We start from the raw sequence: 26,621 nt of genomic DNA, 5'->3' as shown, positions 1-26,621 counted from the left end.
ATGGGTCGAATGTGATTGCTGAAGGGGGAAAGCCTCTTGGAAATAATGAAGTGAATGTACTGAAAATTGAAAACACAGACAGAATAACGATTGGGATAGCAACTACTGGCCCAATTAGAATTTATTGGGGTGATGGGACATTGTTAAATTTGGCTAATCAATCATCAATATATCAAGCGTCTAAACTATACTCATCTGTAGGTAATTGGAATATTGTGATTACGAATCAGGAGAATGTTAAGGAAATTTTATTTGCATATTATTTAGGTTATGGACAAGTTAACAAGATCAATTCTTCCGTTAGTTGGTTCCTTCAATTCACAAATATATATAGCATTACTTTGAATGACGCCACTTTTACTGGCGACTTCGGGAATGTGTTGCCAAAACTTTTAAAGTTAGAACGAATATTTCTAAGGAATGTTTATGGCGGTTATAACACATATACACTCAATATTTCAGATGCCAAAAGTTTTTGGCCAAGATGTAAGTTTATGTACATATCATCATCATTCCAAAACTTTACAATAGGCAAATATGACGATGTGATATTACCTATAGATTGCGAATGTGCATTTATGTATAGTAATAGCATTTATTCATCTGGAGATATGAGTGGGTTTGTCAAAAGCGGCTATACTAAATGCACTCAAATGGGCTATTATGTTTTGTCAGGAACTTTAAAAGACTACCCTAATACAGATGATATAATTATACCGGATACTATGACCGAATTTGGGCAACAAAGAGGGTTGAATGCAACAGTTCCAGGCAAATCTGCACACGGAAATCTAATCAACTTCAATTTCAAAAACTTAACGTTTTGGAGTTGTGAAGGGCAATACGATACGATTGATTTGTCTACTAACCAATCATTTGCATATTTTGCAAAAAAGTGTACGGTTTTTTCGAACGCGTACGTAATGATGAATGAATCAAAATACGTTAAAATCCCACTTGATGTGTTTGCTGGTAATACCGTTATAACAAACTTAACTATCAGTAAATTCAATTACCCGATGTATTACGGAGTTAATAAGAGCTATGGCAATCTTGATTGGTTGTTTAGTCAGATAAGAACCTATACGGTACAGATAGATTGCGGGAGTAATGACGGTAGCATTACTGGTACGATACCGGAAAACACAATGTTACACTCATCTGTATTTGGGGGAATTGATATCACTGCTAATGCTAATGCGATTAAAAAACTGCTATTAAACGGCCCCCATGTTAAATGGACTAGTTTGCCAAATTTTACTGGAGATATATCTGGAGCCGACTGCTCAAAAATAATAAGCGCTATTGTAGGTTATGGGTTAATAATGTCGAATATGCCCAATCTTTACATGGATATAACCACCCTGGTTCATGGGGCAGGGTATACTAATACGTATAATTCAATCATACTTAGCAACTCTATACACTTTACGGGCAATCTAGCGAACATACAGCTGTGGGGCAATAAGTATGAAGTAAATCTATCTAATTGCTCATACACCAATATTCCCCTTTTTATCCGCAAAATATTCACAAACCGAAACACGTGTTTAAAAGCAGCTGGAGGCATGACATCCATATCGGTACAAGGTAATTCAGACAATACCTCTTTAACTGGCATATATCAGCAACCTAACTTAGGAACCTACACGGGAAACCTGAATGACTTGACAGAAGCCCAAATCGACAACTTGGCGAATGGTCTTGATTACACTGGCACAGGTACGAATACAGCGTGGACGGATAAGGAGAAGATTTGGTTTATGGTTAACTGCAAGAACAGTTCGACCGACACAAGCTTAAGGTATCGTGTAACAATTAACTACTAAAATATGGACGGTAAAAAGTACAGGGTGGAGTACAACAGGTTTGGAGTTGTTTCCATTCAGGAAGATGGCGAGTTTAATACGGCCACAGCCAATTCGGTAATAGCCGATACGTTGCCAAACATACGCTTAATGCTTACTGCGCTTGGCGTAGATTGCTCCGCTTTGGATAGCTACAGCGGATAGCAAAAAAGAAGGGCCATCGGCCCGCAATTAATCCCCTACCACAGTTCATAACGCGAAGGTGCGAACACCCACCGATGGCCCAAAAAGTCGTCATCGGGTGTCCGCACCTTCGCGTATTATTTATGAACTGTGGTAGGCCACAAATATAGTTGAAATACCATTTAAAACCATTTTAAATCATGAAAACACCGATCAGTTATTACGGAGGTAAGCAGCAACTACTCCAGCACATTTTGCCAATAATACCTGAGCATGACCTTTACGTTGAACCTTTTTTTGGCGGCGGAGCCGTTTACTGGGCAAAAGAACCAGCGAAATGCGAGGTAGTGAACGACGTAAATATGAACATCGTCAACTTCTACGAGGTGCTAAAGCATTCCTACTTTGATCTAAGGAAGCTGGTAGAGGCTACGCTACACAGCAGGGAGACTTACAAGAAGGCGATGATTATTTACGATTCGCCCTGGTTGTTTCCGGATAATCCGGTTTTGCGAGCGTGGGCTTTCTGGGTGGTCACCAACCAAGGATTCTCCTGCAGAATTGGCACATGGGGCTACGATCGCGAGAAGCGGGCTAGAACCATTCAAAACAAGATAGACGCCTTTCAGGAGGAACTATCAGACAGGATGCGCTATACCCAAATTGAATGCAACGAGGCGCACAAGGTTATTGAAAGCAGGGATACTGAATCTACGTTCTTCTATGTCGATCCACCCTACATCGATTCGAACCAGGGACATTATGGAGGATATACCCATGAGCATTTTAAGCGCGATTTAGACGCTTTGAGCAAAGTGAAGGGAAAATTCCTTCTTAGCTCGTATCCAAGTGAAATATTAGACGAATATGTAGCCAAAAACGGGTGGTATTCGGTTAGTGTGGATAAAGCGTTGAGTGCGGGGAATGGTTCAGCAACACCAACAAGAAGGCGTAAGACAGAAATGTTAACCGCTAACTATCCAATTACACTTAAAGATAGTAATAATAATTAAGATTACCAAATAGTTAGCAATAAAAAAGCGTGTAAAACTCAATTTTTTACACGCTTTTATCATATCTCAGATAGAAAAAATATTTTCTTTACAATTCGTTTTAAAAGTGCTCACAATTCGATTTGGCGATTATATATGGGTTCAACCTTCCCGTCCGCTTTAACAATTGTACCCTCGTACTTTTGCTTATCGAAGTTGTACCGGTTCTTCTTATTAGCAGCTTGAGGTATGTCGTACCAAAAGTATTCGTAGTTAAGTTTACGGGTGTCAATTTCCTTACGGCGGTAGAACATCTCGTCGCCTTGATAGTAAAGATCTTTTAGAATTTCTTTTTGATCCTCGCTGCGAGGGTCAATTTGAGCGCGTTTGTTTATAACTGGCGGCTCTATTGGGTTTCCGAATTCATCTTCCGAGATTCCAAATTCATCCATACCCCCATTGATCAGCATAACTTTAGATATCGAATCGATAACGTAGTTAACGAATTGGCGGTACTTGTTGTTGGTAATTTCTGTTTGATCCATCCAAAACCCCTCAACTGTAATTGTTTTGGTGGTTGCTGTCAGACCATAGGCAAGGTCTTCATCCCCGACTCCTTGGGTGTACGAGCCATCGGGTACGAATATCATCTCAAAAGGGGGCGTTTCTGGTGTCGCACTCCTTCCTTCAACACCGACTAGTTCTCCACCTACATTAGGGCCACAACTACTCAAAAGAGCAATGAGGGCGCATAATTGGAAACATCTTCTCATATTGGTACAACTTTATAAGGCAATATTATTGTTCTTCACACACAAATTACAAAAATCTGATACTCTTATACCTTGAAGGGGTCTTATCCCTCTTCAATGAAAATGAGTAGGTAAGAAAAAACTCATGGGAACCTTCCGAGTACTTCCCCAAAGAGGAGAAAAGGTAGTCGTAGGAATAGCCCACCTGTAAACTTTTAAACAACTTAAACCCAACTAGAGCTGTTGCTGCATCGTCAATTCGATACGATCCGCCAAACCAAAACTTCTGGTTGTAATCTAATACTCCAGAAAGCGCTACTTGTGTAGCCACGAATTCGGTTTGCACCAAGAAGGATGGATAGAAGGAGAATCTTGATTCTGCAATTGGCATCATATACCCAGCTGTTACGTAGAACGTCTGTTTTAGGGTATACGTTAAATTGTCTAACGGAATCTTTGGACTGTTCAGATGGTTGGCAGAAATCCCGCAGTAAAAGCGTGAACTTGTAAAAAAAACGCCGACTCCTAAGTCTATTGAGGTTGAAGTATATTTACCAGGATTTATCCAAGGTAAACTCGTTGTAGAATTCTTCGCTAACGAGTTGTCGAATACTCCGTTTAACACTCCAAACCCAAACCCAATTCCCAAATTATTAACTCCCTTATCATCCAACTTAAACTGGAGGGCGTAATTCCCTCGAATTGTCAAATTCTTACTGTACGCAAATTTATCATCTGAAACTAATATTCCAAACCCATTTTTTAATTTTGATATGTTAAATGGAAAAATAAATCCTGCAGATGTTCTTCTTCCTTCAGCATCAAGCCCCACTTGATGCAGGCGAGCACCGCCATAGACGTGAGCCAAGTTATCGCTACCTACTGCTGCAGGATTCAGCGTATATGGGGTAAACATATACGCTGAGTACTGAGAATCCTGTTGAGCAAACAGCCCAATCCAGCTAAGTGATAGTGTTATAACAAGACTTATCTTACGAATCTCGCTCTTCATAAAATTTCTAGTTAGATGGTAAATATAAATAAAAAAGCAAGTTTTAAACAAATTAACAGATAGCCAAAGTCTTATTTTATGTAAAGAAATGGGAGTCCCTGTTTTATGTTGTTAACCTATAAGGTTGTAAAGGCTGATCCAGCGGTAAGGCAACTCATGGTGCTTTGCGCGTTCGTAGTCCTCAGCATCACAGGCTACCCAGCGCCCTGACTCGTTGGACATGGGCACGTATAGCCACCATCTACCCGTATTTTGACTCTGCAAAAAGTTGAGCGTTACCGGGTCTTGTTCTCCTATATCTATGTAAAATTCTTTCGATGAAAAGGATGTTAGGCCAGGAAGTTCATTTTTTCGGGAGGATAGCCCTTCTAGGGTATGCCATAGCATTTGCGCTAAAAGAGTGATGTCTACCTCGTTTTTGGTTAGCATTGCTGTATCGAAGCCGCAAATAAACATCGACTTTAGGTTGTCGGAGTATCCGGCATAGCGCATTAACCTACAAATTTCCTCGGCATATAGGCCGTTTGGTGTAGGGGATGTTGTCGAGGCAAAATCCGAATGGCGAACTGCATTTAAGTCAATAAAAAGAAGGTTGGAATCGCGGAGCAGCGGTTCTGCTAGCTGCATTGAGGCCCGAAGGGCGCCTAGCCGGACACACTGGTTGTACGTCCCTTTTATGCTTGTATCGCAGGTGCTATTGGTATAGTAGGCTTGTGTTGCAATCGTGGCTATGCTGTTGCTTTTGCCCATCTGAAGGTCCTTCGCTATTCCAATAATATTTGGGAGACCGTTGGGTAGGCAATTGCTTAGTGCTGGTGAAATAAAGCTTAGCTGTAAAGGCGATATTTTACTGTAAACTTCGCATAGAACCTTGGCATAGGCTTGCTCGCTAGAAATTACTATGGGGTATAGTCCCGATTTGAGCAATTTTTCAACAACTTCGGCAAACGAGGAGTTGTTATAGCAGCTGTTGTCGGATATGATAAGGCTGCCAAGTACGACCAATTTAAGCTCACCCCACGATGGAAACATTCGTCCCAATGAAGCAAGGACCTCGCTTGCATACTTGTTGTTAGCAGCTTGATCGGCAAAAATTAGCGTGATTGATCCTGCTGGAATGCTCTCTATTGGCTCATTCCCGTTACAGAAGTATGCTTTATCGGCAACAGAACCTTTTTCGAATTGGCTTCGTAGGCTATCTGCTAATGGTATTAAGTGGTCGGCAACTATCATTTGGTTTTCTTCGTGGTTGTCTTTTTAGGAGCCGCTGTTTTTGAGGATGCCTTTTTTGTTGTTGAAGCCTTAGCCTTGGCCGTTGTTGCTTTTGAGCCTGTTGCTTTGGCTCTTGGCTTTGCCTTGACTGTTGTTGCTTGCGATTCGACAATGGTACGACAATCCTCAAGTGTTAGTGCTTTTGGATCTGTCGTTTTTGGTATTTTATAGTTAGCCCCATTAAAGGCAATGTATGGTCCAAATCGACCGTTTAGCACTTGTAGTTCAGGCTCTTCATTAAAGGTTTTGATGACCTTTTCGCTGTCGGCCTTGCGTTTAGCCTCAATAAGCTCAATGGCTCTTTCGAGGTTGATTTCACTTGGAGAATCGGTTTTGGGAATAGATACGTACTTGCTGGCGTGCTTTACATAAGGTCCAAATCGTCCGATGCCAACCTGAACCGCCTTCCCTTCGTATTCTCCTAAATTTCTTGGGAACTCAAATAACTTCAAAGCCTCCTCTAGAGTGATGGTCTCAATGAGCTGCCCTTTCTGTAGGCCTGCATATACAGGTTCCTCTTCCGATGAACCTAGCTGGGCGATAGGACCAAACCTTCCGATACGAACGGATACGGTTTTACCCGTTTTCGGATCAACGCCGAGTACCTTCTCTCCTTTAGTTGGAGTCGATGTCTCCATGGTAAGCTCTACATCCTTATGGAAAGGCGAGTAGAATTTGCGGATCATCTCCTCCCACTTTATCTTACCTTCGGCGATGATGTCGAAATCCTTCTCCACTTTCGCCGTGAAGTCGTAGTTCATGATGTTGCTGAAGTGCTCCGATAGGAAATCGGTTACTAGCATTCCGATGTCGCTAGGGAAGAGCTTTGCCTTTTCGGCGCCGTAGTTTTCCTTGGCGACTTTTTCGGTTATCTTATCCTTTTTGAGGGTGAGTGTTTCAATGTTGCGCTCGAAACCTGCTCTATCCTCTTTAATTACATATCCACGATTAATTATGGTAGATATGGTTGGCGCATAGGTTGATGGGCGGCCTATGCCAAGCTCCTCCATCTTTTTTACTAGGCTCGATTCTGCGTAGCGTGGAGGGCGTTGTGCAAAACGTTGAACAGCATTGATTTCCTTGGTATTTTGATGTTCTCCAACTTTTATAGGAGGTAGAAGTACTTCTGCTTCGTCTTCGTTACTTTCGTCATCAGCCGATTCCTTGTAAACTTTCAGAAAGCCGTCGAATTTTACGATTTCTCCAGCAGCAACAAATTTTTCCTCTATGGATGGAGCACCGATGGTAATGGTGGTCTTTTCAGTTAGGGCGTCGCTCATTTGGGAGGCTATGGTGCGCTTCCATATGAGCTCGTAGAGCCTTCTCTCTTGGGGTGTACCTTCAACGGTGGCGTTTTCCATGTAGGTAGGACGGATGGCCTCGTGTGCCTCCTGTGCCCCTTTGGCTTTTGTGCGGTACTGGCGGTGGTTGTGGTACTCTGCGCCATACATCGATTTAATTGCCTTTTCAGCTGCTGAGATGGCAGTATCCGAAAGGTTAACCGAGTCGGTACGCATGTAGGTGATAAGACCGGCCTCGTAAAGCTTTTGGGCGATGGTCATGGTTTGGCTTACCGAGTAGCCAAGCTTACGGCCAGCCTCCTGCTGTAGGGTCGATGTGGTGAAGGGGGCTGCTGGAGAGCGCTTGCCCGGCTTCTTGTCGACATTGGATATGGAGAAGCTGGCACCTATACAGCGCTCAAGGAACTTGTGGGCCTGCTCCTTCTCCTCGAAGCGGCGGTCGAGTTCGGCTTTTAGCGTGTACTCCTTGTTGTTGGGCTCGAACTGACCGGTAACCCTAAAGTTTGAGGTTTGGGTGAAGGCCATGATCTCGCGCTCTCGCTCGACGATTAGCCTAACGGCTACCGATTGCACACGACCTGCCGAGAGCGATGGCTTAACCTTCTTCCATAAAAGGGGAGAAAGTTCAAAGCCCACTAGGCGGTCGAGGATTCGGCGAGCCTGTTGGGCGTTCACAAGGTTAAGGTCTACGGTACGTGGAGTCTTTATGGCATTCTGTATGGCTTCTTTGGTGATTTCGTGGAAAACGATGCGCTTGGTTTGCGTAGGATCGAGTTCCAGCACTTCCGCAAGGTGCCATGCAATGGCTTCTCCCTCGCGGTCTTCATCGGATGCTAGCCAAACGGTCTTCGCCTTTTTTACTAAGCTTCGAAGCTCCTGTACAACCTTAATCTTATCGTCGGAAATGATGTATTCCGGCAAGAAGTTGTGCTCGATGTCGATGCCTAAATTCTTCTTCGATAGGTCTCGGATGTGACCATAGCTCGACTTTACTAGAAAGCTTTCTCCCAAAAATTTTTCTATCGTCTTTGCCTTCGCAGGCGACTCGACAATAACGAGGTTTTCTTGCATAATCAACTTTTGTACAGAATACCATTGAATAATTGGGTGCAAAATAAAGAATTTCAAACGCCAAGACAAAATTTTATATTAATTGTATAGATTTATACCTTTGTCATCACGCAAAATCGAGAAAATGAGCAATAATAAAGAGCTTAGGCACAAGTTTCTACTTTGGTTTTGGGGCGTTGTTTCGGCTCCGTTTGTCTTACTCCTATTGGTATTCAGCCTTATTGGTCTTGGAGTATTTGGTCCGCTGCCAACGTTCGAGCAGCTCGAAAATCCTTCGAGCAACCTCGCAACCGAGATTATTTCGGAGGATGGACAACTGCTAGGGACCTTCTACGTGCAGAACCGTTCGTTTGTGAACTATGACGAGATATCGCCCAACCTTGTGGGGGCTCTTCTTTCTACCGAAGATGTTCGGTTCTACAACCACTCGGGGATTGACTTTAGGGGACTGACCCGTGTTTTCGTAAAGACCATCATAATGGGCAACGAGAGCCAGGGGGGCGGTAGTACCATCAGCCAGCAGCTGGCCAAGCAGCTTTTCCCTCGCGACACATCCAGCCGATCGGGGCTAGTGCGCAAGATGAACTTGGTGGTCACCAAGTTTAAGGAGTGGATTGTTGCCGTAAAGCTGGAGCGCAACTATACCAAGGAGGAGATTTTGGCCATGTACCTCAACATGGTTCCCTTTGGAAATAACGCCTGGGGGGTAAAGACCGCTGCCAAGATTTACTTTGATAAGACGCCCGCCGACCTTACCGCCGAGGAGTCGGCCCTACTGGTGGGAATGCTCAACGCCCCTTCGCGGTACAACCCGGTTAGGCACGAGGAGCGAGCGACGGCCAAGCGAAACTTCGTGCTAGAGAAGATGTACAGCAACGATCTGCTCTCCAGCGACCAGCTCGATTCGCTCTCGGCCCTGCCCATCAAGCTTAAGTTTAGCCCGATGGACAACACCGGCGGCATTGCGCCCTACTTCCGCGAGATGCTCCGCATCGTACTTACCGCTAAGAAGCCCAGCTCGAGCGACTACTGGGATCAGGCGCAGTACGAGGCCGATTTGGAGCGCTGGAACACCGATCCGCTCTATGGCTGGTGCAACAAGAACCTGAAGCCCGATGGTACGCCGTACAATATATATAAGGATGGTCTGAAGATCTATACCACCGTAAACTCCAAGCTACAGAGGTATGCCGAGGAGGCCCTCAAGGATCATATGGCCAACACGGTGCAAAAGGAGTTCGATGCCCAGCAGAAGCGCTCGAACTACCGTATCTACTCCAACGATATCGATAACGCCAAGGCCAAGGAGCTTTTGGCCATTGCGGTAAAGCAAACCGATCGCTACCGCAACCTGCGCAACGCGGGCGCTTCGGAGGAGGAGATCGACCGTAGCTTTAACACCCCTACGGATATGACCGTGTTCAGCTACAAGGGGGATGTTGATACGACCTTGACGCCGATGGACTCCATTAAGTACTACAAGCGATTCCTACGCGCCAGCTTTGTGGCCATCGAGCCCCAAACGGGTAACGTGAAGGCTTGGGTTGGCGGTCCTAGCTTCGAGTACTTTAAGTACGATCAGGTTTATCAGGGTAGGCGTCAGGTAGGATCAACCTTTAAGCCGTTCCTCTACACCCTTGCCATGCAGGAGGGGATGAAGCCCTGCGATCAGGTGCCTAATGTACCTGTTACTTTTGACATGGGCCCCGATCAGGAACCTTGGTCGCCCAAAAATGCATATACCAAGTATCTCGAAAAGTATAACGGGCAGATGGTGACGCTCAAGTTTGGTCTGGCGCACTCCATCAACAACATATCGGCCTACCTAATGAAGCAGTACTCGCCTCAGGCGGTGGTGGATCTGGCCCACAAGATGGGCATCCATAGCCCGCTTGATCCGGTGGTTTCGATATGCCTTGGCCCTTCGGATATCACCCTGCTCGAGATGGTGAGCTCCTACGGAACCTTTGTCAACAAGGGCGTACACGTAGAGCCGATTACCGTGCTCCGCATCGAGGATAAGCACGGCAACACCTTGGCCAGCTTTGCGCCGCAAAAGAACGAGGCCATCAACGACCAAACGGCCTACGTGATGATCGAAATGCTGAAGGGCGTAGTGCATGGCGGTACCGCTGCCAAGCTTACCTACCAGTATAAGGTGCCCGGCGATGTTGCCGGGAAAACGGGTACCACCAACAACAACTCCGACGGCTGGTTTATCGGCATCACCCCACGCCTGGTGGCCGGAACGTGGGTGGGCGGCGAAGAGCGCTCCATCCACCTAACAAATAGGGGCGAAGGTGCTGCGGTGGCCATGCCCGTATTCGCCAAGTTCATCACCAAGGTGTACAACGATGCCACCATACCGCTGAAGCCGAACCTCTCCTTCGAGCGGCCATCGGTGATGCCCGATGTTACCTTCGACTGCACCAGCCAGCCGGCCGAGGAGCCCACGAAGGATGATGAGTTCTTTCAGTAGCGATCAACCGCAAGACATACAAGGAAAGGTGCTACAGCTGCGGCTGGGGGCACCTTTCCCTTTTTAGGCCTGCTTAGATCGTTCCCCCCGTAAGCGCTGATGGAGGATTCCGACCACCCCTAAGACCGATCCGGCGCAGGCTTAGGCCATCGACGGACCACCCCTAAGACCGGTTCGGCGGTGGCTTAGGCTATCGACGGACCACCCCTAGGACCGGTTCGGCGGTGGCTTAGGCTATCGACGGACCACCCCTAGGACTGGTTCGGCGGTGGCTTAGGCTATCGACGGACCACCCCTAGGACTGGTTCGGCGCAGGCTTAGTCCATCGACGGATCACCCCTAAGACTGGTCCTTTGGGGAACTTGGTGATCGATCAATCTGCCCGAGGCATAGCCAAATCCGATCGTTGGGGGGTAACCTTAGGGGAGGCTTCGGGGCGATACGCACGAACCGCAGGTAAGCGAGCGGCTGACGATGTTGGTGTGGGGCGCAAAGGCGTATCCCCTTAAGCGCCGTGGTGCACGATATATGGAGCCTCAACCCTCAAATCGCTGATCTGGTCGAAATTTTGGTCGGTTCGCTACGCCAGAGTGGGCCATCCCCGAAGTGGGGCTGCTTTTCTGCGCAATACTTGCCGGATGAGATGTTATAAATAGCTGGATATGTTTTATAACCCAAAAAATGCGGTACATCGAAATGTAAAATAGCTTACTTTCGTAGGCCAAAATAAGCAGAGTACTCAAAATTTTTTAGATAATATGCGCTATAAGTTGATTTCAGCAGAAGAGGCCGCATCGTTTATTAGCAATGGCGACCTTGTAGGATTTAGCGGGTTTACCCCCGCAGGTGCTCCTAAGGTTGTGCCAGGAGCTATTGCAGCAAAGGCTCGCGAAGAGCATGCTAATGGTCGCGAATTTAAAATTGGCGTTGTAACAGGTGCTTCAACCGGCGATTCGCTCGACGGAGAACTTGCCCGCGCTAACGCTGTCCTTTTCCGCACCCCTTACCAGTCGAATGGCGACCTTAGAGCATCGCTGAATAGGGGCGACGCTAAGTACTTCGATATGCACCTTTCTCAGCTTCCACAGGAGCTCCGCTACGGATTCCTCGGAAAGGTTAAGATTGCCGTTATCGAGGCTGCCGACGTTACCGACAACGGAGAGATCCTTTTGACCTCGGGCGTTGGTATTGCACCAACCATTGCCAACTTGGCCGATAAGATCATCATCGAGCTCAACAGCCGTCACCCAAAGAGCCTTTTGGGGTTGCACGACATCTACGAGCCGCTCGATCCACCTTACCGTCGCGAAATCCCTGTATTCACCGTTAAGGATCGCGCCGGATCGCCTTACGTGAAGGTAGACCCTAACAAGATCGTGGGTATCGTAGAGACTAACGCTCCAGACCAAGTTGGTGGCTTTGCTCCAGTTGACCCAACTACTGCAAAGATTGGCGAAAACGTTGCTGAATTCCTTGCTTCTCAAATTAAGAACGGAACCATTCCAAGAGAGTTTCTTCCAATCCAATCGGGTGTAGGTAACATTGCCAACGCTGTATTGGCTTCGCTAGGTGCTAACCCCGATATTCCTCCGTTTACCATGTACACCGAGGTTATTCAGGATGCCGTTATCGGTCTGATGAAGGAAGGAAACGTAACCTTTGCTAGCGGTTGCTCGCTAACCGTTACCACCGAGGTTCTCGACGATATCTACAACAACATGGAGTTCTTCAAGGATAAGCTTGTTCTTCGTCCTCAGGAGATCTCGAACAATCCAGAGGTTGCCCGTCGTCTAGGGTTGATTACCATCAACACAGCGCTAGAGGCCGACATCTTCGGAAACATCAACAGCACCCACGTGCTTGGCTCTAAGATGATGAACGGTATTGGAGGTTCGGGCGACTTTACCCGTAACGCCTTCTTCTCCATCTACACCTGCCCATCGGTTGCCAAGGGTGGTAAGATTTCGACCATCGTTCCTTTGGTTAGCCACCACGACCATAGCGAGCACTCGGTTAAGGTGCTTATCACCGAGCAAGGAGTTGCCGACCTACGCGGTAAGTCGCCATGCGAGCGCGCACAGGCCATCATCGAAAACTGCGTGCACCCAGAGTACAAGCAGCTGCTATGGGATTACATCAAGAAGGGTGGTGCTGCCCACACTCCACACTCGTTGGCTTCGGCATTCAACATGCACGTTGAGTTTGCCAACACCGGAGATATGCGCAACACCAAGTGGTAGTCGTAAAGTAGGCCGCAGGGCTTTTTAAATAGAAAGGGCAAGCACTAGTGCTTGCCCTTTTGCGTTGCTTAAGTATAAAAGAGATTGGGTGGTGATTGCTTGTTGGGGTGTGCCGGCTAGTCGAGCTTAATCTTTACCACAATCTTTTTGATGTGGTCGTTGCCGGCTACCGCAATGTTGGGGCGGTGGGCATCCGAAGGGAAGAAGAGTTGGAAGCTTTGGCTATCCATCTCGTAGTAGCTGCCACCGTTAACATCGCCAAATCCAACATCCTTGGTGTCGTCGTAGGGGGTGGTTGGCGTTAGCGAGCCGATAGGGGCTGCGCCCATCATCTCCCGTCCCTTGTATATGTACTGGAGGTCAATGAACCTTTTGTGAAACTCCCAGCGGGTATTGCCCATTGGGCGGGTTATTCCTTCGGTTACCGAAACTACCACATCGTCTTCTAGCAGCTTGTACTTGCCCACAGGTAGCGAGTCGAGGTTGGTTTCTCGTAGAAACTTGAAGGTGGCATCCCAGCGCTCGGGGTGCTTCTGGTAGTGCTGGTAGAAGGCCTCCCTATTCACCGAGTCGTGCGGATAGGCAGCTAGCCCGTTAAGGTAGCAGTGGCTCGTAAACCATTTGTTGACCGTTTCTTGCTTATTCTCCATCTTTTTCGCCCTTCCCATTGTATAGCCTGTCGCTGCAGCCATGGCGGCAAGCGCCAGAATCCATTTTAGGTACATTCTTCGTTACTTGTTTTGATGCGGCTAATATATGGGCAATTTGCGGCTTCTAGCGATGGTTGAATTCCCAAAAAAGGGGGACGAATAGCTGTTGGGGCGAGAGTTGATGGGCATCCTTCTGCTGATTCGATGGAAAGCTTATAAACATGGTTGGCAGAAATGCCAACGGCATCAAAAAGAGAGGGGCAAGCAGCCAATAAATGCTTGCCTTCTGCTCTTGGCTGTTTGTAGATCCGCTATTCGAATAGCACCTTAGCACTATCGTTGTTTAGTCGGGCTTTTACCCAGCTCTCAATCCGTCCCTTATCGGGATTAGATAGCCCCTTGCCGATTGCGGTGAAGATTACAACCGGTATTTTACCAGGCGATGCTGCCGATTTCTGGAACTGGAAGGTTTCGGCATACGCACAACCGGTTATCTGGGGGTATAGGCTAGCCACCTCGCGGAGCAGCGTTTTCCCAAGATATCCTACTTTCGAAAGGCTGTCGATTTGCTCCTGCTTCTTTTTGAGGGCAGTGCTAAGCGTTACCAGCTCTTGGCGGAGCGCGTAAGCCTCGGCGTTGTTGCCGTTGTTGCCGTTTAGCACCAGCCCCTGCTTTATGGTAATGCTGCTACTATTCAACCCAAAGTTGTCGGCCTTTTGGATGATTTGCTCCTTTTGCTTATCGGTTAGGTTTACCCCGCCGTACACCAGCCTAATGGCTTGTTGGCTGGCGTCGATGCTGCTTCGTAGGAGATAGTTACCCTCTACCATGCTTACATTGGCAATGTAGCGGTTGGCGTTTTCGGTAAAGCGCTCCTGCTGCACCAAGCCGTATCCGAAGTAAATGCTGGGCAGTAGTACGATGGCTATTACCACCGAGATCCATCGGTTTACCCTCCTTTTTTGGGCTGTATCGACAATGGTGCTGATGGGGAACTTCAGTATCTGAGAAATGGCTACGGATGCAAGGGCAATAAAAACGGTGTTGATGGTAAACAGGTAAATGGCTCCCAAAAAGAAGTGGAGCTGCGCTGTTGCCAAACCGTACCCTGCGGTACAAAGGGGGGGCATCAGCGCTGTAGCAATGGCTACCCCTGGAATAACGTTGCCCTTTTGCCTGCTGCTAATGGCAACAATACCTGCTAAACCTCCGAAGAGGGCAATCAGTACGTCGTATATGGTGGGGCTTGTTCGGGCCAGCAACTCGGAGTGCGCCGTAGATACAGGGCTTAGTGCAAAGTAGGTGGTGGAGGCCAGCAAGCTGGCTACTACCGCAAACGAAAAGTTCTTGAATGCTTTTTGGAAGAGTGCAAAGTTGTAGGTGGCTATGCTGTACCCCATGCCGTTGATGGGACCCATCAGCGGTGAAATGAGCATGGCCCCAATGATTACCGCCGTAGAGTTCATGTTTAGGCCCACCGAGGCCACTACAATGGCAAAGACCAGAATCCATAGGTTGGTTCCCTTAAATATGGAATCCTTGACGATGCTCTCATGAATCCGCTCGTAGTCGTCGAGCTCGGCTTCGAGGTTGAAGTAGTGTACTACCTTCCGGAAGATTAGCGCAGCTTTCATGGTAATGCTTGGTTTGTTCTGGGGGCAAATCGCCCAAGGGCTAATTTAGCAATTATCGGGTTGCGCTACCTTTTTTGCCAGCGAGATTTTGGGAGAAGCTAACAGTGTGCTGCTCCTAGTGCTTAGAGGACTTCCCATCGGAGGGAAATAGTGCTATCTTCGGAGCCTAATTCTCTACAATCTTATGGATAATAGTAAACGTAAAAAATTCAGAACGGGGCTCACCTCAATCTTATCCGCCATATTGGGCGCTACCATTGGTTTTCTGCTGATGTTTCTTTTGGATCGGGTTCTTGAGCGATCGCCCCAAGATGTCTACTATCCGTTGCTAGGGCTGCTCTTCTTCTTTGCCAGCTTCTTTGTGCAGATCATCCTCCACGAGGCTGGGCACTTGGTGTTCGGAGGACTGTCGGGCTACCGTTTTGTTTCGTTTCGGATATTTAGGCTGATGCTGGTTCGCGAAAGCGGCAAGTTGAGGGTAAGACGCTACCACATCCCTGGTACGGGAGGGCAGGCGCTGATGATGCCCCCCGAAGGTGGTAAGCCTGTTCCTTTTGTGCTTTACAACTTAGGCGGGGTGCTTATGAACTTTATAGTGGCAATGCTCTGCCTATTGCTACTGCTGGTGTGCGGATTTACTTCCTTCTTACCTGTAGTTGTCCTTTCTACGATGGCCGCATCGGGTATCTTTATTGCACTTACGAATGGCATCCCGATGGAGATAGGCGGAGTGCCCAACGACGGCAAGAATATCCTAGTGCTGAAAAAGGACGAGTACTCGCGCCATGTATTTTGGCTGATGCTTCAGGTTAACGGGCTACAGAGCCGCGGTATGCGCCTGCGCGACATGCCCGAGGCGTGGTTTTCTCTGCCCCAGCGGCCGCGCTACGGGAGCTACATGCACATGTACGCCGCGCTGCTGCGCGCGGGCTGGCATATGGATAGGCAGGAGCTGGAGCAGGCTACTGAGAGCCTCGAACTGATCCGCCCTTTCGCTCCAAACCTGGCAACGCTCTACCGCTTCGAGTGGCAGTGCGAGATGCTCTTCTGCGAGCTGATGGGGCCACGACGCTCCGAAGAGGTAGAGGCGCTCTACACCAAGGAGCTGCAAAAGTACATTGGCAAGTGTGAGCGCTACCAGTTGGGGAAGAAGAGGCTGCTGTACGCCTACGCCCTGCTGATGGAGAAGGATATCGCCAAGGCCGAACGGCTTTGGGGAGAGGCTCAGCGTTTGGCCGAGCGATCGCCCAATACCGGTGAGGCCAAGAGCGAGCTGGATCTGATGTTGTGGGTAAAAGAAATAGCGAGCTACTAGGTTGATGTCGTAGAATCGTTCATGGCATCAGTTTAAACGAAAGGTTAACTAAATGCTGTCATTCCGCGCTTGTCGCGGGATTTAAATAGAAATTTAATAAATATCGATTCTAAAAAAGAAACTCCCCTCATAAGCGAATAGGGCATCCCATTTCGATGCCCTATTCGCTTATGAGCAAGGCTAGTTCCCCGTCCGTTTTTGCTCCTCTTCTAGGCTGGTGGTGCGCTGGCGAGCCTGCTTCACGTCCTTGCTGCCGAAGCGGTAGGTGAGCGAGATGTTTACTTTTTGGCTGTCCCACTTGTTGAGGTAGTAGATGTTCATGTTGTCGTACCTAGCCCACGACTTGTTGTCGATGGTGTGGAAGACATCGTCGAAGCCAACCCTTAGGGATAGCTGTTCGCCTAGGAATTTCTTCTGGATGCCGAGGTGAACAGTGTACTGCGCATCCATATCGATCATGCCGTAAGCGGTGGCGCTTCGGTACCAGCCCATCACCTCGAAGATGCACTGCTTAGGCAGAATGATGCTGTTGCTCGTGTAAAATTGGTACATAACGCTGCTGTTTCCCGATTGGTTGCTTGTCCGGCTGTACTCGTTGTAGGTGGCGGTTATGTTGTTGTTGGTGCGGAGCCACTTTACTGGGCTGAAGTTGGCGCTTACGTTAAGGGTGAGGCTGCTGAGTCCTTCGAGGTTTTGCTCCGCCATCTTTACGGCCTTAATTGCCTGAGATGGGTTTGATCCGTTTGCCGGTTTTGTAATTTCTACCTCTTGGGCTACTCTTGTCTGTACGTTGCTGGTATGCGAGTATCCGATGCTAGAGAATATGCGGCTATTCCAGGAGTGGTTTATTTCTATATTGTCGGAGTACTGTGGCCTTAGCAATGGATTTCCGCTCATGTAGCTGTAATCGTCGATGCGCCAAACAAAGGGGTTGAGCTTGCTATAGCTGGGCCGATCGATGCGGCGGGTGTAGCTGATGCCAAGCGAGTTTTTCTTGTTAATGCTACGCTGGACGAATAGGCTTGGGAAAAGGTCTAGGTAGCTGCGCTTGTTGGTGGAGTCGATGGTAACCTGATGACCCTTGTTCCAGGTATGCTCGGCGCGTAGCCCCCCTTTTATGTTCCATCCATTGCAGCTGAAGGCAATGGAGGTGTAGGCTGCCGAGATGTTCTCGTCGAACTTAAAGTGGTTGGAGCGTTCGCGATCGTCGGTATAGGTGTTTTTTGCATCAAACGATTGTTGGTACTGAAGGTTATTGTCGCTCTTTACCATGCTTCCCTTGATACCGACCTCAAGGATGGTTTCCTTCGAGAAGGGGTGCGCGTAGTCTGCCCTAAACGATTTGATGGTGATGTCGGATGGGGTGTGATTTTTTAGCAATAACGGAGCACTAGTAGATGTACCGGTTGGGCCGAAGTAGTAGGTGTCGTTATACTCGGTACCACCTTTGCAGTAGCTTACATAGTCGACATCTACGTTAAGGGTTCGTCCGTTGGTGTCTATTGCCATTCTATAGTTTGCGTTGAGCGAGGTGTTACGGTTGTTACTTTTACTTTCGGTAGTGCTTCTTAACGACTTCGCCAGCAATCCTTCTTTAAGCAACAGGTTGGTGTTGGCATTCAGTGAGGAGCTGGACTCGTAGGCCGATCCGCGAACCAAAACCCCAAAGGTGTGGCGGCGATTTAGCTCGTAGTCGGCCCCAAGCCGGTAGCCGTAGTTGAGGAAACTTCCGTGCGTTTTGGAGTTCTGTACAATTAGCGCGGTGTCACCCTTTAGGTGTCGCTCTATGTCTAACGAGTTTCTGTAGTAGCTGTTTCTACCATTAATCGAACCGAAGGTATTCAGCCTACCCTTGCGCATGTTCAACGACAATCCGCCATACTCCGAAAGCTTACCGGTATAAACAGCTCCTACGTTAGCTGATCCGTTTACCCCGATGGCGCTATTTCGCTTCAGCTTTATGTTGATGATACCGGAGTTGCCCGAAGCTTCGTAGCGTGCCGGAGGTGTGGTTATGAGCTCTACCTTTTCAATTTCTGCTCCGTTAAGGGATTTAAGGTAGCTGGCCAACTCCTGTCCCGAGAGGTAGGTGGGCTTGTCGTTAATGGTTACGATGATTCCCGTTTTCCCTTTAAGGGATATATTGTCGTCCTTGTCGATGTTAATTCCAGGAGCTTTTCGTAGCACATCGTAGGCATTGTCTGCCGATGCCGTGGTGCTGTTCTCCACGTTCAGCACTGTTCTGTCGGCTTTAAGCTCAATCTCGGGACGTCTACCGTTAACCGTTACCTCCTGAATAACGGTATTCTCCATGGTAAGCGGTTCCACTTTTATCGAATTTTGCTTGCATACCAGCGGCTTGGAGTGCATCCTGTTGTATCCTACCATGTACGCCGATACTACGTAACGTCCGTCGGGTATATGATCGAACTTGTAGTTCCCCTTGTCGTCGGTTTGCACCGATTTCTTGATGGTGGTATCGGGAAGTAGGCCTAGCGTTACCGATACAAACGGGATCGGTTGGTTGCTTAGCTTGTCAACAACCTTTCCGGTGATGATACCCTTGCTGGCGTTGGCCAGTGCGCTTGTGGCAGCGGTAAGTAGTGCGATAAGAAGAATAAATTTTGAAAAACAGCTTGGCTTCATGATTTGGGTTTTGGTTTGCTACTAAGACTCCATTTATGCGCGATTTGTAACAGTGGTCTTTTGAAAATAATCATGAAGCGTTATGCGTAGCTGCTCTAACGTTAGCCATTCGAGCGATGTGGAAAACAAAAAAGCCGCAAAAATTTGCGGCTCTACCCCTGTTATGTGATACTCTGTGCCCTCCGCGGCTCTGTGTTTGGAAATGAAAAGATGAAAGGATGAAAGATGAAAAAAATTTCACCTCATGGTTCCCTCTTCACTTGATCACAAGTTTACTTTGATCCCGACTCACTTATTACCTCCGTGTGCCTCCGCGGCTCTGGGCTTAGCCGGCTAGTTCAGCAGGAACCGTTCCACCACCTCGGCCACGCCGTCGTCCATGTTCGAGGCTACGATGTAGTCGGCTCGGTCGCGCAGCTCGGGGGTCACGTTGTCCACCCACACGCCCAGCCCGGCATACTCTATCATGCTAAGGTCGTTGCCAGCGTTGCCCACGGCAATAATCTGGTGCTGGTTGATGCCCAGCCTTTGGGCTAGCACGTCGATGCTGGCCGCCTTGTCGATGCCCTGCGGCATCACCTCCAAGAAGAAGGGCTTCGAGGTAGCCACGCTTAGGTCTTGGCGCTCCTGCTTAAGAATCTGTTCGATCCTCTTCAACCGATCAGGATCGTCGAGCAGGATGCACTTTACGGCAGCCGACTGCACCTCGTCCTTAAACGAGGGCACCTGGTGTAGCGGTAGCCCCGTAAGGTTCTTCTCCACATCGATGTACTCCGACTGGCTCTCGGTGACGATCCCCTTCTTGGAGTAGGTGATGATGTGCACGCGGTGCTTTAGGCTGAAGTCGTGAAGGCTGTGTATTTCCTCCTTGGTGAGCGATCGCTCGAAGATGGGCTGGCGGGACGACATGTCGGTGATTACCGCCCCGTTGAACGAGATGATGTACGATCCGAAGCGCTCTAGCTCCAGCTCGTCGGCAAAGGGGATCATTGCCGGCGTAGGGCGGCCCGATGCCAGAACGACCTTAACCCCGCGCTCCTGCGCCTGTATAAGCATCTCCCTGTTCCTATCCGAGATACGATGATCGTCGGTAAGCAGCGTATCGTCCAGGTCGAGGACGAGCATTTTGTACTCCATAGCTGATGTTGCTCTCTTTACAATTTTAAATCATTAGGCGCATGGTGCCTTGCACGGCTCTGGCACCAGCCCATCGCTGTCGTATTAAGCCTTTTTTTTAAGCCTCAATGCGGAATCGTGGCAGGTTATCCTCCCGCCTAAGCGGGAGGGCAGGGGGTGGGCTTGCTCGTTAAAATCAGCATTTTCACTCCTCTGCTAAGCGTTGCGTCCTCGCTACGCTTGGTTTGTCACGGTCTCTGGCCGTATTCGTTGCGGGCAGAGGCCGCTGTTACTAAAGCGTAGGCACTGCCTATGCTTGGCCAGGGCGGTTGGCTACCCTCCTGTCCCAGCAGGCAGCACCGCTGCCGCGGCGGCAAAAGTAGCAAAAAGAGAGGGTTTTCGAAGAAGATAAATCCGCGATTCGTTCCCAGCTGCTCGCCCGTTGGGCCCGCCGCCTCCCCGTACAGCCCTCCGATTAGGTCCGGAATCTAATCGAATAGGTCCAAAATACCGGCGAATAGGTTCAGCATCGATGTGTTGGGGTCAAACGTCGAAGCTGTAGGGTCGAACGTCGAAGTTTTTGGGTTCGGAGGCCCGACGGTTGTATTTTCGACCCCAAACTTAGGGTTAATCGACGATGCTTTTTGGTTCCAAACCCCGACGAACCTTTTGGTAACCCCAACCTACCATTTCGGAACCGAAACCTCGGGCCTCGGAACCGAAACGGCGCGATAAAAGACCCCAACGGTTCGTCAAAATTAAGGTCGCGCGCGACTGCGAACCCATCTCCCGCGGCAAAGCACCCCACCAGCGCGCCTCCGAACCCTAACGTACCGTTGCCGCATCCCAACCGAATGCCTTGGAACCTATGCCAGGTGTTACGGAACCTCGATAGGCCGATGGTTCACCCAAAGCGAGAGAACCGCCAGCGAAGGCTACCGCTCCCCGAAGGATGGCGTGCAGCTAATCAGCTGTAAATTTCACAGAAGGTCATAAATCGGCAATCCCTGCAGCTAGACTTGGCGCTGCACAGCCATTATACTGTGCATTAGGTGTTGTAAGCCCGTATGATTTAGGGTGATTTTTAAAAAAATCGAAAATTTGTTTTGTTGATTGATGAATTATTGTTAATATCACCCATCGTTTATGTAAAAAATCAAAACAGCTATGGACTCAAATGTTATTTCATTCAGCCTAACCGCCGACGAGCAGGCCAAGATTACGGCCGCTGCCAACGAAATCTTCAACATCATTAAGACCAAGCTGCCCGACCTGCCAGCCGATAAGCGCCGTCTGTACGGCTCGGTCAACGAGCAGAACAAGCTGCTGGTGAATAAGGCCCGCGACATCACCACCGTAAACCCGGCGCAAATCCCGCCGGAGGTTAACTGGGTAGAGTTCGAGAGCGACTACAAGGCGCGCGCCTTCTACGAGGGCATCCTCACCATCATCAACAACATCACCAGCCGCCTGGAGAGCGCCAAGATGATGCACGACTACGACAACTACAACGACGCGCTGGTGCTCTACCGCTACCTCGACTACCTCCGCCGCTCCGACGTGCCGGGTGCCGAGGCCAGCTACAACGCGCTCCGCGAGTTCTTCCCCCGCGCCAAGAAGTCGAACAACAACGACACCAAAAAGTAACAACACCAACCAAAAGAATTAACCAAATACTTAACCCGCATAAACGATAGTCCCCTCGGCCGAAAGGTGCGGGGGGATTTTTTGTGGGGGTGTTTCTACGAGGAGAATGTTGGATTTTATTGCGGACTAAGACCGCTACGGATATCGGAGTTATGACAATTCCGGCCGGAGGCCTTGGTGGCAAGAGCGTAGCGAGGACGCTACGCTCAGCTAGGGGATGCCGACGAAAATGGCTTGTTACAAAAAACAAAGCGCAGCCATGGTGGTGGCTGCGCTGATGTATGGTTTGGCAGGTTTGGCGTCTAATGGCGGTCTAAGACCGCTACTTAAGTTCGACGGCATTACAAATGCCGCCGAGCCCTGTGCGTTTAATTTAAACTACGGCCAACGGGGGGAATGTATCTAAAAAGATAGAATACTCCGGTAAATAATCCGATAATATGTATTGATTTACAACTAGGTCCATCGCAATGTTCAACAAAAGCGAATCCTTACCATTTTCCTTTACATTTCTTAGTAAATGGTTGAAAATTAGGTGCAGCACCTCGTGCTTTACCACTCCGTAGCGATGCTTTGGGTTGGTTAAAACGGAAGACCAAAAATGTTCATTGATTATTAGCACAAAAGAATTATGCCTTAATCCAACAGCCATTGTAGCAACGGAATGCTGTTTAGTTACAACCTCCTTGTTTAATGTAGAAAAAAGATGAGCATAAAAGGGTTCCTTTAAAAGAAGCTCTATGCTCGTTTTGGTAACCTCTTCTAAAATATTCAAAGTCATTTATTAATAAGATTACGAATTGGCTAATTGTAACATAAACTTCATTGGCAAAGGCTCAGGCCTATCTTACCCACCAATACTTAGCCTACCGTGGCAGCATCAGGGCTAAGTGAAGTTGCAACCTGCCGCTCGCGACCAAAAGTAGCAATTAAATAACCACAGCCATCATCCTTGCACCTTTATGCGACAGATTGGTGAACGTGCGGTGAGGGTAGGCTCTGCTTAACTGAAAAATTACTTGATGCATTTATTTCTTGAATATATCTTTCCAAAAATTCCCCCGCTAAGCGTCGCGTCCTCGCTACGCCTGGTTTGGCGCGGCCTCGGGCCGCATTAGCAGGCGGAAGGTATCACTTACTGGTAAGTTTTCCAAGGAGTGTCCATTAAGGCTACCCCCGTTCTGCTAAGGTTACAACCCTTAGCCATCAAGCTAAGCCAGTTTGTACAACGCTCAAATGCACAATCAAGGCAGTTTATCCTCCCGCCCGAGCGGGAGGCAGGGGTGGGTTAAGGACGCTAAATGAAGCGAAAATGTTGGTATAAACGAATAATTCCTCCGCTAAGCGTCGCGTCCTCGCTACGCTTGGTTTGGCGCGGCCTCGGGCCACATTAGCAGGCGGAAGGTATCACTTACCAGGAAGTTTTCCAAGGAGTGTCCATTAAGGCTACCCTTCCGCCATCAAAAGTAGCAAAAAGCAAAGCGCAGCCGTGTGTGGCTGCGCTGGTATATATGATAACTATGTTAGTGGCTTAGCTTATACAGCCAAATTTTATGAACTTATTCTATGCCGTGTGAGGGACTGACTAGCTTGTAGCTTATCTCCTTAAATTCGAGACCTTCAATTCCAGCTTGCTCGATAGCATCCTTTAATCGTTCCGAAACAAGAATATCACCCTCTACTATGTAGTAGAGGAAGTCGTAGTCATCGGTTAGAGTAGCATAGTCCCAAACGAGAGAACGCTTGGATTGGTTGTACAGCTGAATATCGAACTCGTCGTACTGTTGCCAGGTGGTGATGCCTTCTCCGGATTGCTCTTCGCCCTCTACATGAAAAAAGCTTCGCCCAAAATCAATATTCTGCATAGGGTGTATGGCGTACTGAAATATCCAGTAGTCCAGCTTCTCGCCCCTAAAGAGCAGCTTGGTGGGGTAGAAGTGGTACCCCTTCCCAATTTTAAACTGCTCCAGCAGCTGCTTAAAGCGGTCGGAAATGTACCAACCTGTAATAATACTTCCAACCCCAATAAAATCATGCGCATCCTGCAGCCGCCACTCCCAGTTTTTTTGGGAGCCAAAGCTTTGCAGGTGGAAGTAGTCGAATACAGGCGCATCCACAACAACCTCCCCCTTGCCCATGCGGTCGAAGTACTGCTTACCGTCGGGCACATACTCCCCGTTGGCATGGCCTATCACACCTTCAGGTGTATTAAACCTTCGTTTTATTTTTACTTTTAAAAACTTCATAATTAAAAATCTAAAACATCATTCACATTTTTAGTCCCCAGAATAACTTCTTCTTTAAGTTGCAACTTCACTTTTCTTACAAATGAATCTATCTCTTTTAAAGCAAGATCTGGCTTACCCTTATTTTTACTAATAATACCTCTTATTTTCTCATCAATTGCATCTGTATAGTCATCATGCCTAGCATGCCCGTACTCCTCCGCTAAGCGTAGCGTCCTCGCTACGCTTGGTTTGGCGCGGCCTCGGGCCGCATTAGCAGGCGGAAGGTATCGATTACTGGTAAGTTTTCCAAGGAGTATCGACCTACCCGCAACCAGCAGTAGTAAAAAAGTAAAGCGCAGCCGTGGTGGTGGCTGCGCTGGTGTATGGTTTGGCTGGTTTGGCGGTTAATGGCGGTGTAAGACCGCTACTTAAGTTCGACGGCATTGCAAATGCCGCCGAGCCCCGGAAACGAATATTATTAACAGAAGTAACAATTCCTTGCAGGATTCAACTCTCAGATGTATCTGAACAACCTATAAATGCATCTATCCGCCTCTCAGATGCAGCCGAACAACCTATGCTGCATATATGCTTGTTACAAAAAACAAAGCGCAGCCGTGGTGGTGGCTGCGCTTTTATATTTATATGCTATAGACTGTAAGCGTAAACCCTACCAACAACGCCTACCGCTCTACGGTAAGGTACTTTTGGGCAAAATCTTCATCGAGCCGCACCTGCCAAATGCTATCGATAGTAAGGGTTACCGGGCACCTATCCTGACCGCCTCCATAAAATTTATAGAACATCAAGTACTGGCTCCCGCAGTGGGGGCATTTGGTGTAGTAGATGTTGGGAATGTAGGTTTTGGAACCATACTGAGCATCTAATCGTGAAGCTTCTGCATAGCATATATCTTCTCCGTTTGTCGTTAGTTTTAATTCTAACTTTTTTGCAATAAACTTTATAAACTCAACAAATTTTTCAGGAGTATCCTCATAAGGATCTATCCCTAAAACAGGTTCAAATAGAGAAAACCTATTAATTTGCAATTGTGTGTCACATCTTAAACAATTAAATTTTATTAGAGGTTCCAAATCATCAAATGTAAACGACCAACGTTCCTCCTTTAGTTCTGTTTCCACTCCAAACTGCATATCATATATATTACTATTGATCGTAGCAACAAAACACTTCGTTATCTTTTTAACTAATTCCATTTCTATTCTACGTTTGAGTACTTAACTATTTTATCAATCTTCAATTTTTCAAAATCAATCTCCGAGTACCACTGGGTGCCACCGCCTGACTTACCGTACCAGGGGATAACCTCGCCCTCGAAGACCCAAGCTAAGCGTAGCGTCCTCGCTACGCTTGGTTTAGCGCGGCCTCGGGCCGCATTAGCAGGCGGAAGGTATCGATTACTGGTAAGTTTTCCAAGGAGTATCGACCTACCCGCAACCAGCAGTAGTAAAAAAGTAAAGCGCAGCCGTGGTGGTGGCTGCGCTGGTGTATGGTTTGGCTGGTTTGGCGGTTAATGGCGGTGTAAGACCGCTACTTAAGTTCGACGGCATTGCAAATGCCGCCGAGCCCCGTGCGTTTGAATTAGACTACGGCTAGCGAAGGTAAGCCTTTACCTTGGCGGTAACAGGTGAACGACCGTAAGCAGATAACCGGGCAGCCGTGGTGGCTGCGCTGGTGTATGGTTTTTGCTGGTTTATCGTTTAATGGCGGTCTAAGACCGCTACTTAAGTTCGACGGCATTACAAATTCCGCCGAGCCCTGTGCGTTTGAATTAGACTACGGCTAGCGAGGGTGGGTGCCAAGCGAGGATTATGCGGATAGGGACATTCCGCTGCAGCAGCTGCGGATTAAGGAGGATCTCTACATCGACGATATGGTGATGCAGCTGAGCTACGACGAGCAGCTGGAGCTGAAGGCGATCATCAAGGAGCGGTTTGGCAAGGGGAAGGAGGCAACGGCACAATAGCCGAATCACGGATTATTGCGATTGTAGGATTTGACGGATGCAGACCTGCCAGAATCACTACTATTCATAAAGGTGTTTGGTATATTGCCCTTTCAGGGCGCAGATCGTTCGTCCGATTACTACCCAAGGCGTTGCCTTGGGCTGGTATATTTTAGGCTTTCAGCCTGCCTCCAAAAACGCTAATCCTGTTAGCCTCGTATGTTTGCAGCACAGGAATGGCCAGTGAAATTTACCATGATTCGGTAAGTTTGCGACCATTAATCAGAAAAGAAGACGTGAGAATAGCAA

General features: G+C 48.2%; 19 protein-coding genes. 9 read left to right on the top strand and 10 right to left on the bottom strand.

The annotated features are described in order from the left end of the window. The first annotated feature begins 11 nt into the window (after positions 1–11). The 3 genes from CLV25_RS13065 to CLV25_RS13055 all read left to right on the top strand — a co-directional run bounded on the left by CLV25_RS13065 (position 12) and on the right by CLV25_RS13055 (position 3,004). The gene (locus CLV25_RS13065; protein WP_131840107.1) at positions 12–1,829 is read left to right on the top strand and encodes a hypothetical protein; all 1,818 of its coding nucleotides are present in this window, start codon (positions 12–14) and stop codon (positions 1,827–1,829) included. 3 nt (positions 1,830–1,832) lie between these two features. Further along, complete coding sequence (locus CLV25_RS13060; protein WP_131840106.1) at positions 1,833–2,012, top strand: hypothetical protein; 180 nt, start codon at positions 1,833–1,835, stop codon at positions 2,010–2,012. A 179-nt stretch (positions 2,013–2,191) separates the two neighbouring features. After that, the gene (locus CLV25_RS13055) at positions 2,192–3,004 is read left to right on the top strand and encodes a DNA adenine methylase (protein ID WP_131840105.1); all 813 of its coding nucleotides are present in this window, start codon (positions 2,192–2,194) and stop codon (positions 3,002–3,004) included. Positions 3,005–3,114: 110 nt separating this feature from the next. Here the strand turns inward: CLV25_RS13055 and CLV25_RS13050 are convergent, their stop codons facing one another. The 4 genes from CLV25_RS13050 to topA form a co-directional block, all read right to left on the bottom strand. After that, a complete protein-coding gene (locus CLV25_RS13050; protein WP_131840104.1) occupies positions 3,115–3,756 on the bottom strand; it encodes a formylglycine-generating enzyme family protein in 642 nt (213 codons plus the stop codon). A gap of 46 nt (positions 3,757–3,802) precedes the next feature. After that, entirely contained in the window at positions 3,803–4,747 is a 945-nt protein-coding gene (locus CLV25_RS13045) for a PorP/SprF family type IX secretion system membrane protein (protein WP_131840103.1), read from the bottom strand. A gap of 111 nt (positions 4,748–4,858) precedes the next feature. Further along, a complete protein-coding gene (locus tag CLV25_RS13040) occupies positions 4,859–5,980 on the bottom strand; it encodes an arginase family protein (protein WP_131840102.1) in 1,122 nt (373 codons plus the stop codon). Beyond that, the gene (gene topA / locus CLV25_RS13035; RefSeq protein ID WP_131840101.1) at positions 5,977–8,391 is read right to left on the bottom strand and encodes a type I DNA topoisomerase; all 2,415 of its coding nucleotides are present in this window, start codon (positions 8,389–8,391) and stop codon (positions 5,977–5,979) included. The genes CLV25_RS13040 and topA overlap by 4 nt, the downstream gene beginning before the upstream one ends. 124 nt (positions 8,392–8,515) lie before the next feature. On the opposite strand from topA, the gene CLV25_RS13030 reads away from it, so the two are divergent. Together CLV25_RS13030 and CLV25_RS13025 are read left to right on the top strand one after the other, a co-directional pair. Further along, positions 8,516–10,870: a penicillin-binding protein 1A gene (locus CLV25_RS13030; RefSeq protein WP_131840100.1), complete on the top strand. Its 2,355-nt coding sequence runs from the start codon at positions 8,516–8,518 to the stop codon at positions 10,868–10,870. Positions 10,871–11,628: 758 nt separating this feature from the next. Then, positions 11,629–13,110 carry an acetyl-CoA hydrolase/transferase family protein gene (locus tag CLV25_RS13025; protein ID WP_131840099.1) on the top strand — a complete coding sequence of 494 codons (1,482 nt, stop codon included), beginning with the start codon at positions 11,629–11,631 and terminating at the stop codon, positions 13,108–13,110. A 116-nt stretch (positions 13,111–13,226) separates the two neighbouring features. On the opposite strand, the gene CLV25_RS13020 is transcribed toward CLV25_RS13025, so the two are convergent. Both CLV25_RS13020 and CLV25_RS13015 read right to left on the bottom strand, forming a co-directional pair. Continuing rightward, complete coding sequence (locus tag CLV25_RS13020; protein ID WP_131840098.1) at positions 13,227–13,835, bottom strand: YhcH/YjgK/YiaL family protein; 609 nt, start codon at positions 13,833–13,835, stop codon at positions 13,227–13,229. Between the two features lie 236 nt (positions 13,836–14,071). Continuing rightward, positions 14,072–15,394: a DUF389 domain-containing protein gene (locus CLV25_RS13015; protein WP_131840097.1), complete on the bottom strand. Its 1,323-nt coding sequence runs from the start codon at positions 15,392–15,394 to the stop codon at positions 14,072–14,074. A 184-nt stretch (positions 15,395–15,578) separates the two neighbouring features. On the opposite strand from CLV25_RS13015, the gene CLV25_RS13005 reads away from it, so the two are divergent. Further along, the gene (locus tag CLV25_RS13005; protein WP_131840096.1) at positions 15,579–16,709 is read left to right on the top strand and encodes a hypothetical protein; all 1,131 of its coding nucleotides are present in this window, start codon (positions 15,579–15,581) and stop codon (positions 16,707–16,709) included. Between the two features lie 180 nt (positions 16,710–16,889). Here the strand turns inward: CLV25_RS13005 and CLV25_RS13000 are convergent, their stop codons facing one another. Together CLV25_RS13000 and CLV25_RS12995 are read right to left on the bottom strand one after the other, a co-directional pair. After that, positions 16,890–19,355 (bottom strand): outer membrane beta-barrel protein, encoded by a 2,466-nt coding sequence (locus tag CLV25_RS13000; RefSeq protein ID WP_131840095.1) that lies wholly within the window; start codon positions 19,353–19,355, stop codon positions 16,890–16,892. A gap of 333 nt (positions 19,356–19,688) precedes the next feature. After that, positions 19,689–20,492 carry a Cof-type HAD-IIB family hydrolase gene (locus CLV25_RS12995; protein WP_131840094.1) on the bottom strand — a complete coding sequence of 268 codons (804 nt, stop codon included), beginning with the start codon at positions 20,490–20,492 and terminating at the stop codon, positions 19,689–19,691. A 1,146-nt stretch (positions 20,493–21,638) separates the two neighbouring features. Here CLV25_RS12995 and CLV25_RS12990 point away from each other — a divergent pair. Beyond that, on the top strand, positions 21,639–22,118 hold the full coding sequence (locus CLV25_RS12990) for a hypothetical protein (RefSeq protein WP_131840093.1): 480 nt from the start codon (positions 21,639–21,641) through the stop codon (positions 22,116–22,118). Positions 22,119–23,677: 1,559 nt separating this feature from the next. Here the strand turns inward: CLV25_RS12990 and CLV25_RS12980 are convergent. After that, the gene (locus tag CLV25_RS12980; protein ID WP_131840091.1) at positions 23,678–24,364 is read right to left on the bottom strand and encodes a hypothetical protein; all 687 of its coding nucleotides are present in this window, start codon (positions 24,362–24,364) and stop codon (positions 23,678–23,680) included. 665 nt (positions 24,365–25,029) lie between these two features. Continuing rightward, positions 25,030–25,563, bottom strand: coding sequence for a hypothetical protein (locus tag CLV25_RS12975; protein ID WP_131840090.1), 534 nt, complete (start codon positions 25,561–25,563; stop codon positions 25,030–25,032). 271 nt (positions 25,564–25,834) lie between these two features. Between CLV25_RS12975 and CLV25_RS16110 the strand changes: the two genes are divergently transcribed. Beyond that, complete coding sequence (locus CLV25_RS16110) at positions 25,835–25,963, top strand: hypothetical protein (RefSeq protein WP_262709477.1); 129 nt, start codon at positions 25,835–25,837, stop codon at positions 25,961–25,963. 199 nt (positions 25,964–26,162) lie between these two features. Continuing rightward, a complete protein-coding gene (locus CLV25_RS15955) occupies positions 26,163–26,333 on the top strand; it encodes a hypothetical protein (RefSeq protein ID WP_165877083.1) in 171 nt (56 codons plus the stop codon). The last annotated feature ends 288 nt before the right edge of the window (positions 26,334–26,621 follow it).

This window comes from Acetobacteroides hydrogenigenes (assembly GCF_004340205.1).
Taxonomy (GTDB): domain Bacteria; phylum Bacteroidota; class Bacteroidia; order Bacteroidales; family ZOR0009; genus Acetobacteroides; species Acetobacteroides hydrogenigenes.
This window is presented reverse-complemented; position numbering and strand designations above follow the sequence as displayed.

What these genes read in the sequence shown, in the direction of transcription:
- CLV25_RS13060 (WP_131840106.1), top strand. Translation starts at nt 1,833, where the DNA reads ATGGACGGTAAAAAGTACAGGGTGGAGTACAACAGGTTTGGAGTTGTT.
- CLV25_RS13055 (WP_131840105.1), top strand. Translation starts at nt 2,192, where the DNA reads ATGAAAACACCGATCAGTTATTACGGAGGTAAGCAGCAACTACTCCAG.
- CLV25_RS13050 (WP_131840104.1), bottom strand. Translation starts at nt 3,756, where the DNA reads ATGAGAAGATGTTTCCAATTATGCGCCCTCATTGCTCTTTTGAGTAGT.
- CLV25_RS13045 (WP_131840103.1), bottom strand. Translation starts at nt 4,747, where the DNA reads ATGAAGAGCGAGATTCGTAAGATAAGTCTTGTTATAACACTATCACTT.
- CLV25_RS13040 (WP_131840102.1), bottom strand. Translation starts at nt 5,980, where the DNA reads ATGATAGTTGCCGACCACTTAATACCATTAGCAGATAGCCTACGAAGC.
- topA (WP_131840101.1), bottom strand. Translation starts at nt 8,391, where the DNA reads ATGCAAGAAAACCTCGTTATTGTCGAGTCGCCTGCGAAGGCAAAGACG.
- CLV25_RS13030 (WP_131840100.1), top strand. Translation starts at nt 8,516, where the DNA reads ATGAGCAATAATAAAGAGCTTAGGCACAAGTTTCTACTTTGGTTTTGG.
- CLV25_RS13025 (WP_131840099.1), top strand. Translation starts at nt 11,629, where the DNA reads ATGCGCTATAAGTTGATTTCAGCAGAAGAGGCCGCATCGTTTATTAGC.
- CLV25_RS13020 (WP_131840098.1), bottom strand. Translation starts at nt 13,835, where the DNA reads ATGTACCTAAAATGGATTCTGGCGCTTGCCGCCATGGCTGCAGCGACA.
- CLV25_RS13015 (WP_131840097.1), bottom strand. Translation starts at nt 15,394, where the DNA reads ATGAAAGCTGCGCTAATCTTCCGGAAGGTAGTACACTACTTCAACCTC.
- CLV25_RS13005 (WP_131840096.1), top strand. Translation starts at nt 15,579, where the DNA reads ATGGATAATAGTAAACGTAAAAAATTCAGAACGGGGCTCACCTCAATC.
- CLV25_RS13000 (WP_131840095.1), bottom strand. Translation starts at nt 19,355, where the DNA reads ATGAAGCCAAGCTGTTTTTCAAAATTTATTCTTCTTATCGCACTACTT.
- CLV25_RS12995 (WP_131840094.1), bottom strand. Translation starts at nt 20,492, where the DNA reads ATGGAGTACAAAATGCTCGTCCTCGACCTGGACGATACGCTGCTTACC.
- CLV25_RS12990 (WP_131840093.1), top strand. Translation starts at nt 21,639, where the DNA reads ATGGACTCAAATGTTATTTCATTCAGCCTAACCGCCGACGAGCAGGCC.
- CLV25_RS12980 (WP_131840091.1), bottom strand. Translation starts at nt 24,364, where the DNA reads ATGAAGTTTTTAAAAGTAAAAATAAAACGAAGGTTTAATACACCTGAA.
- CLV25_RS12975 (WP_131840090.1), bottom strand. Translation starts at nt 25,563, where the DNA reads ATGGAATTAGTTAAAAAGATAACGAAGTGTTTTGTTGCTACGATCAAT.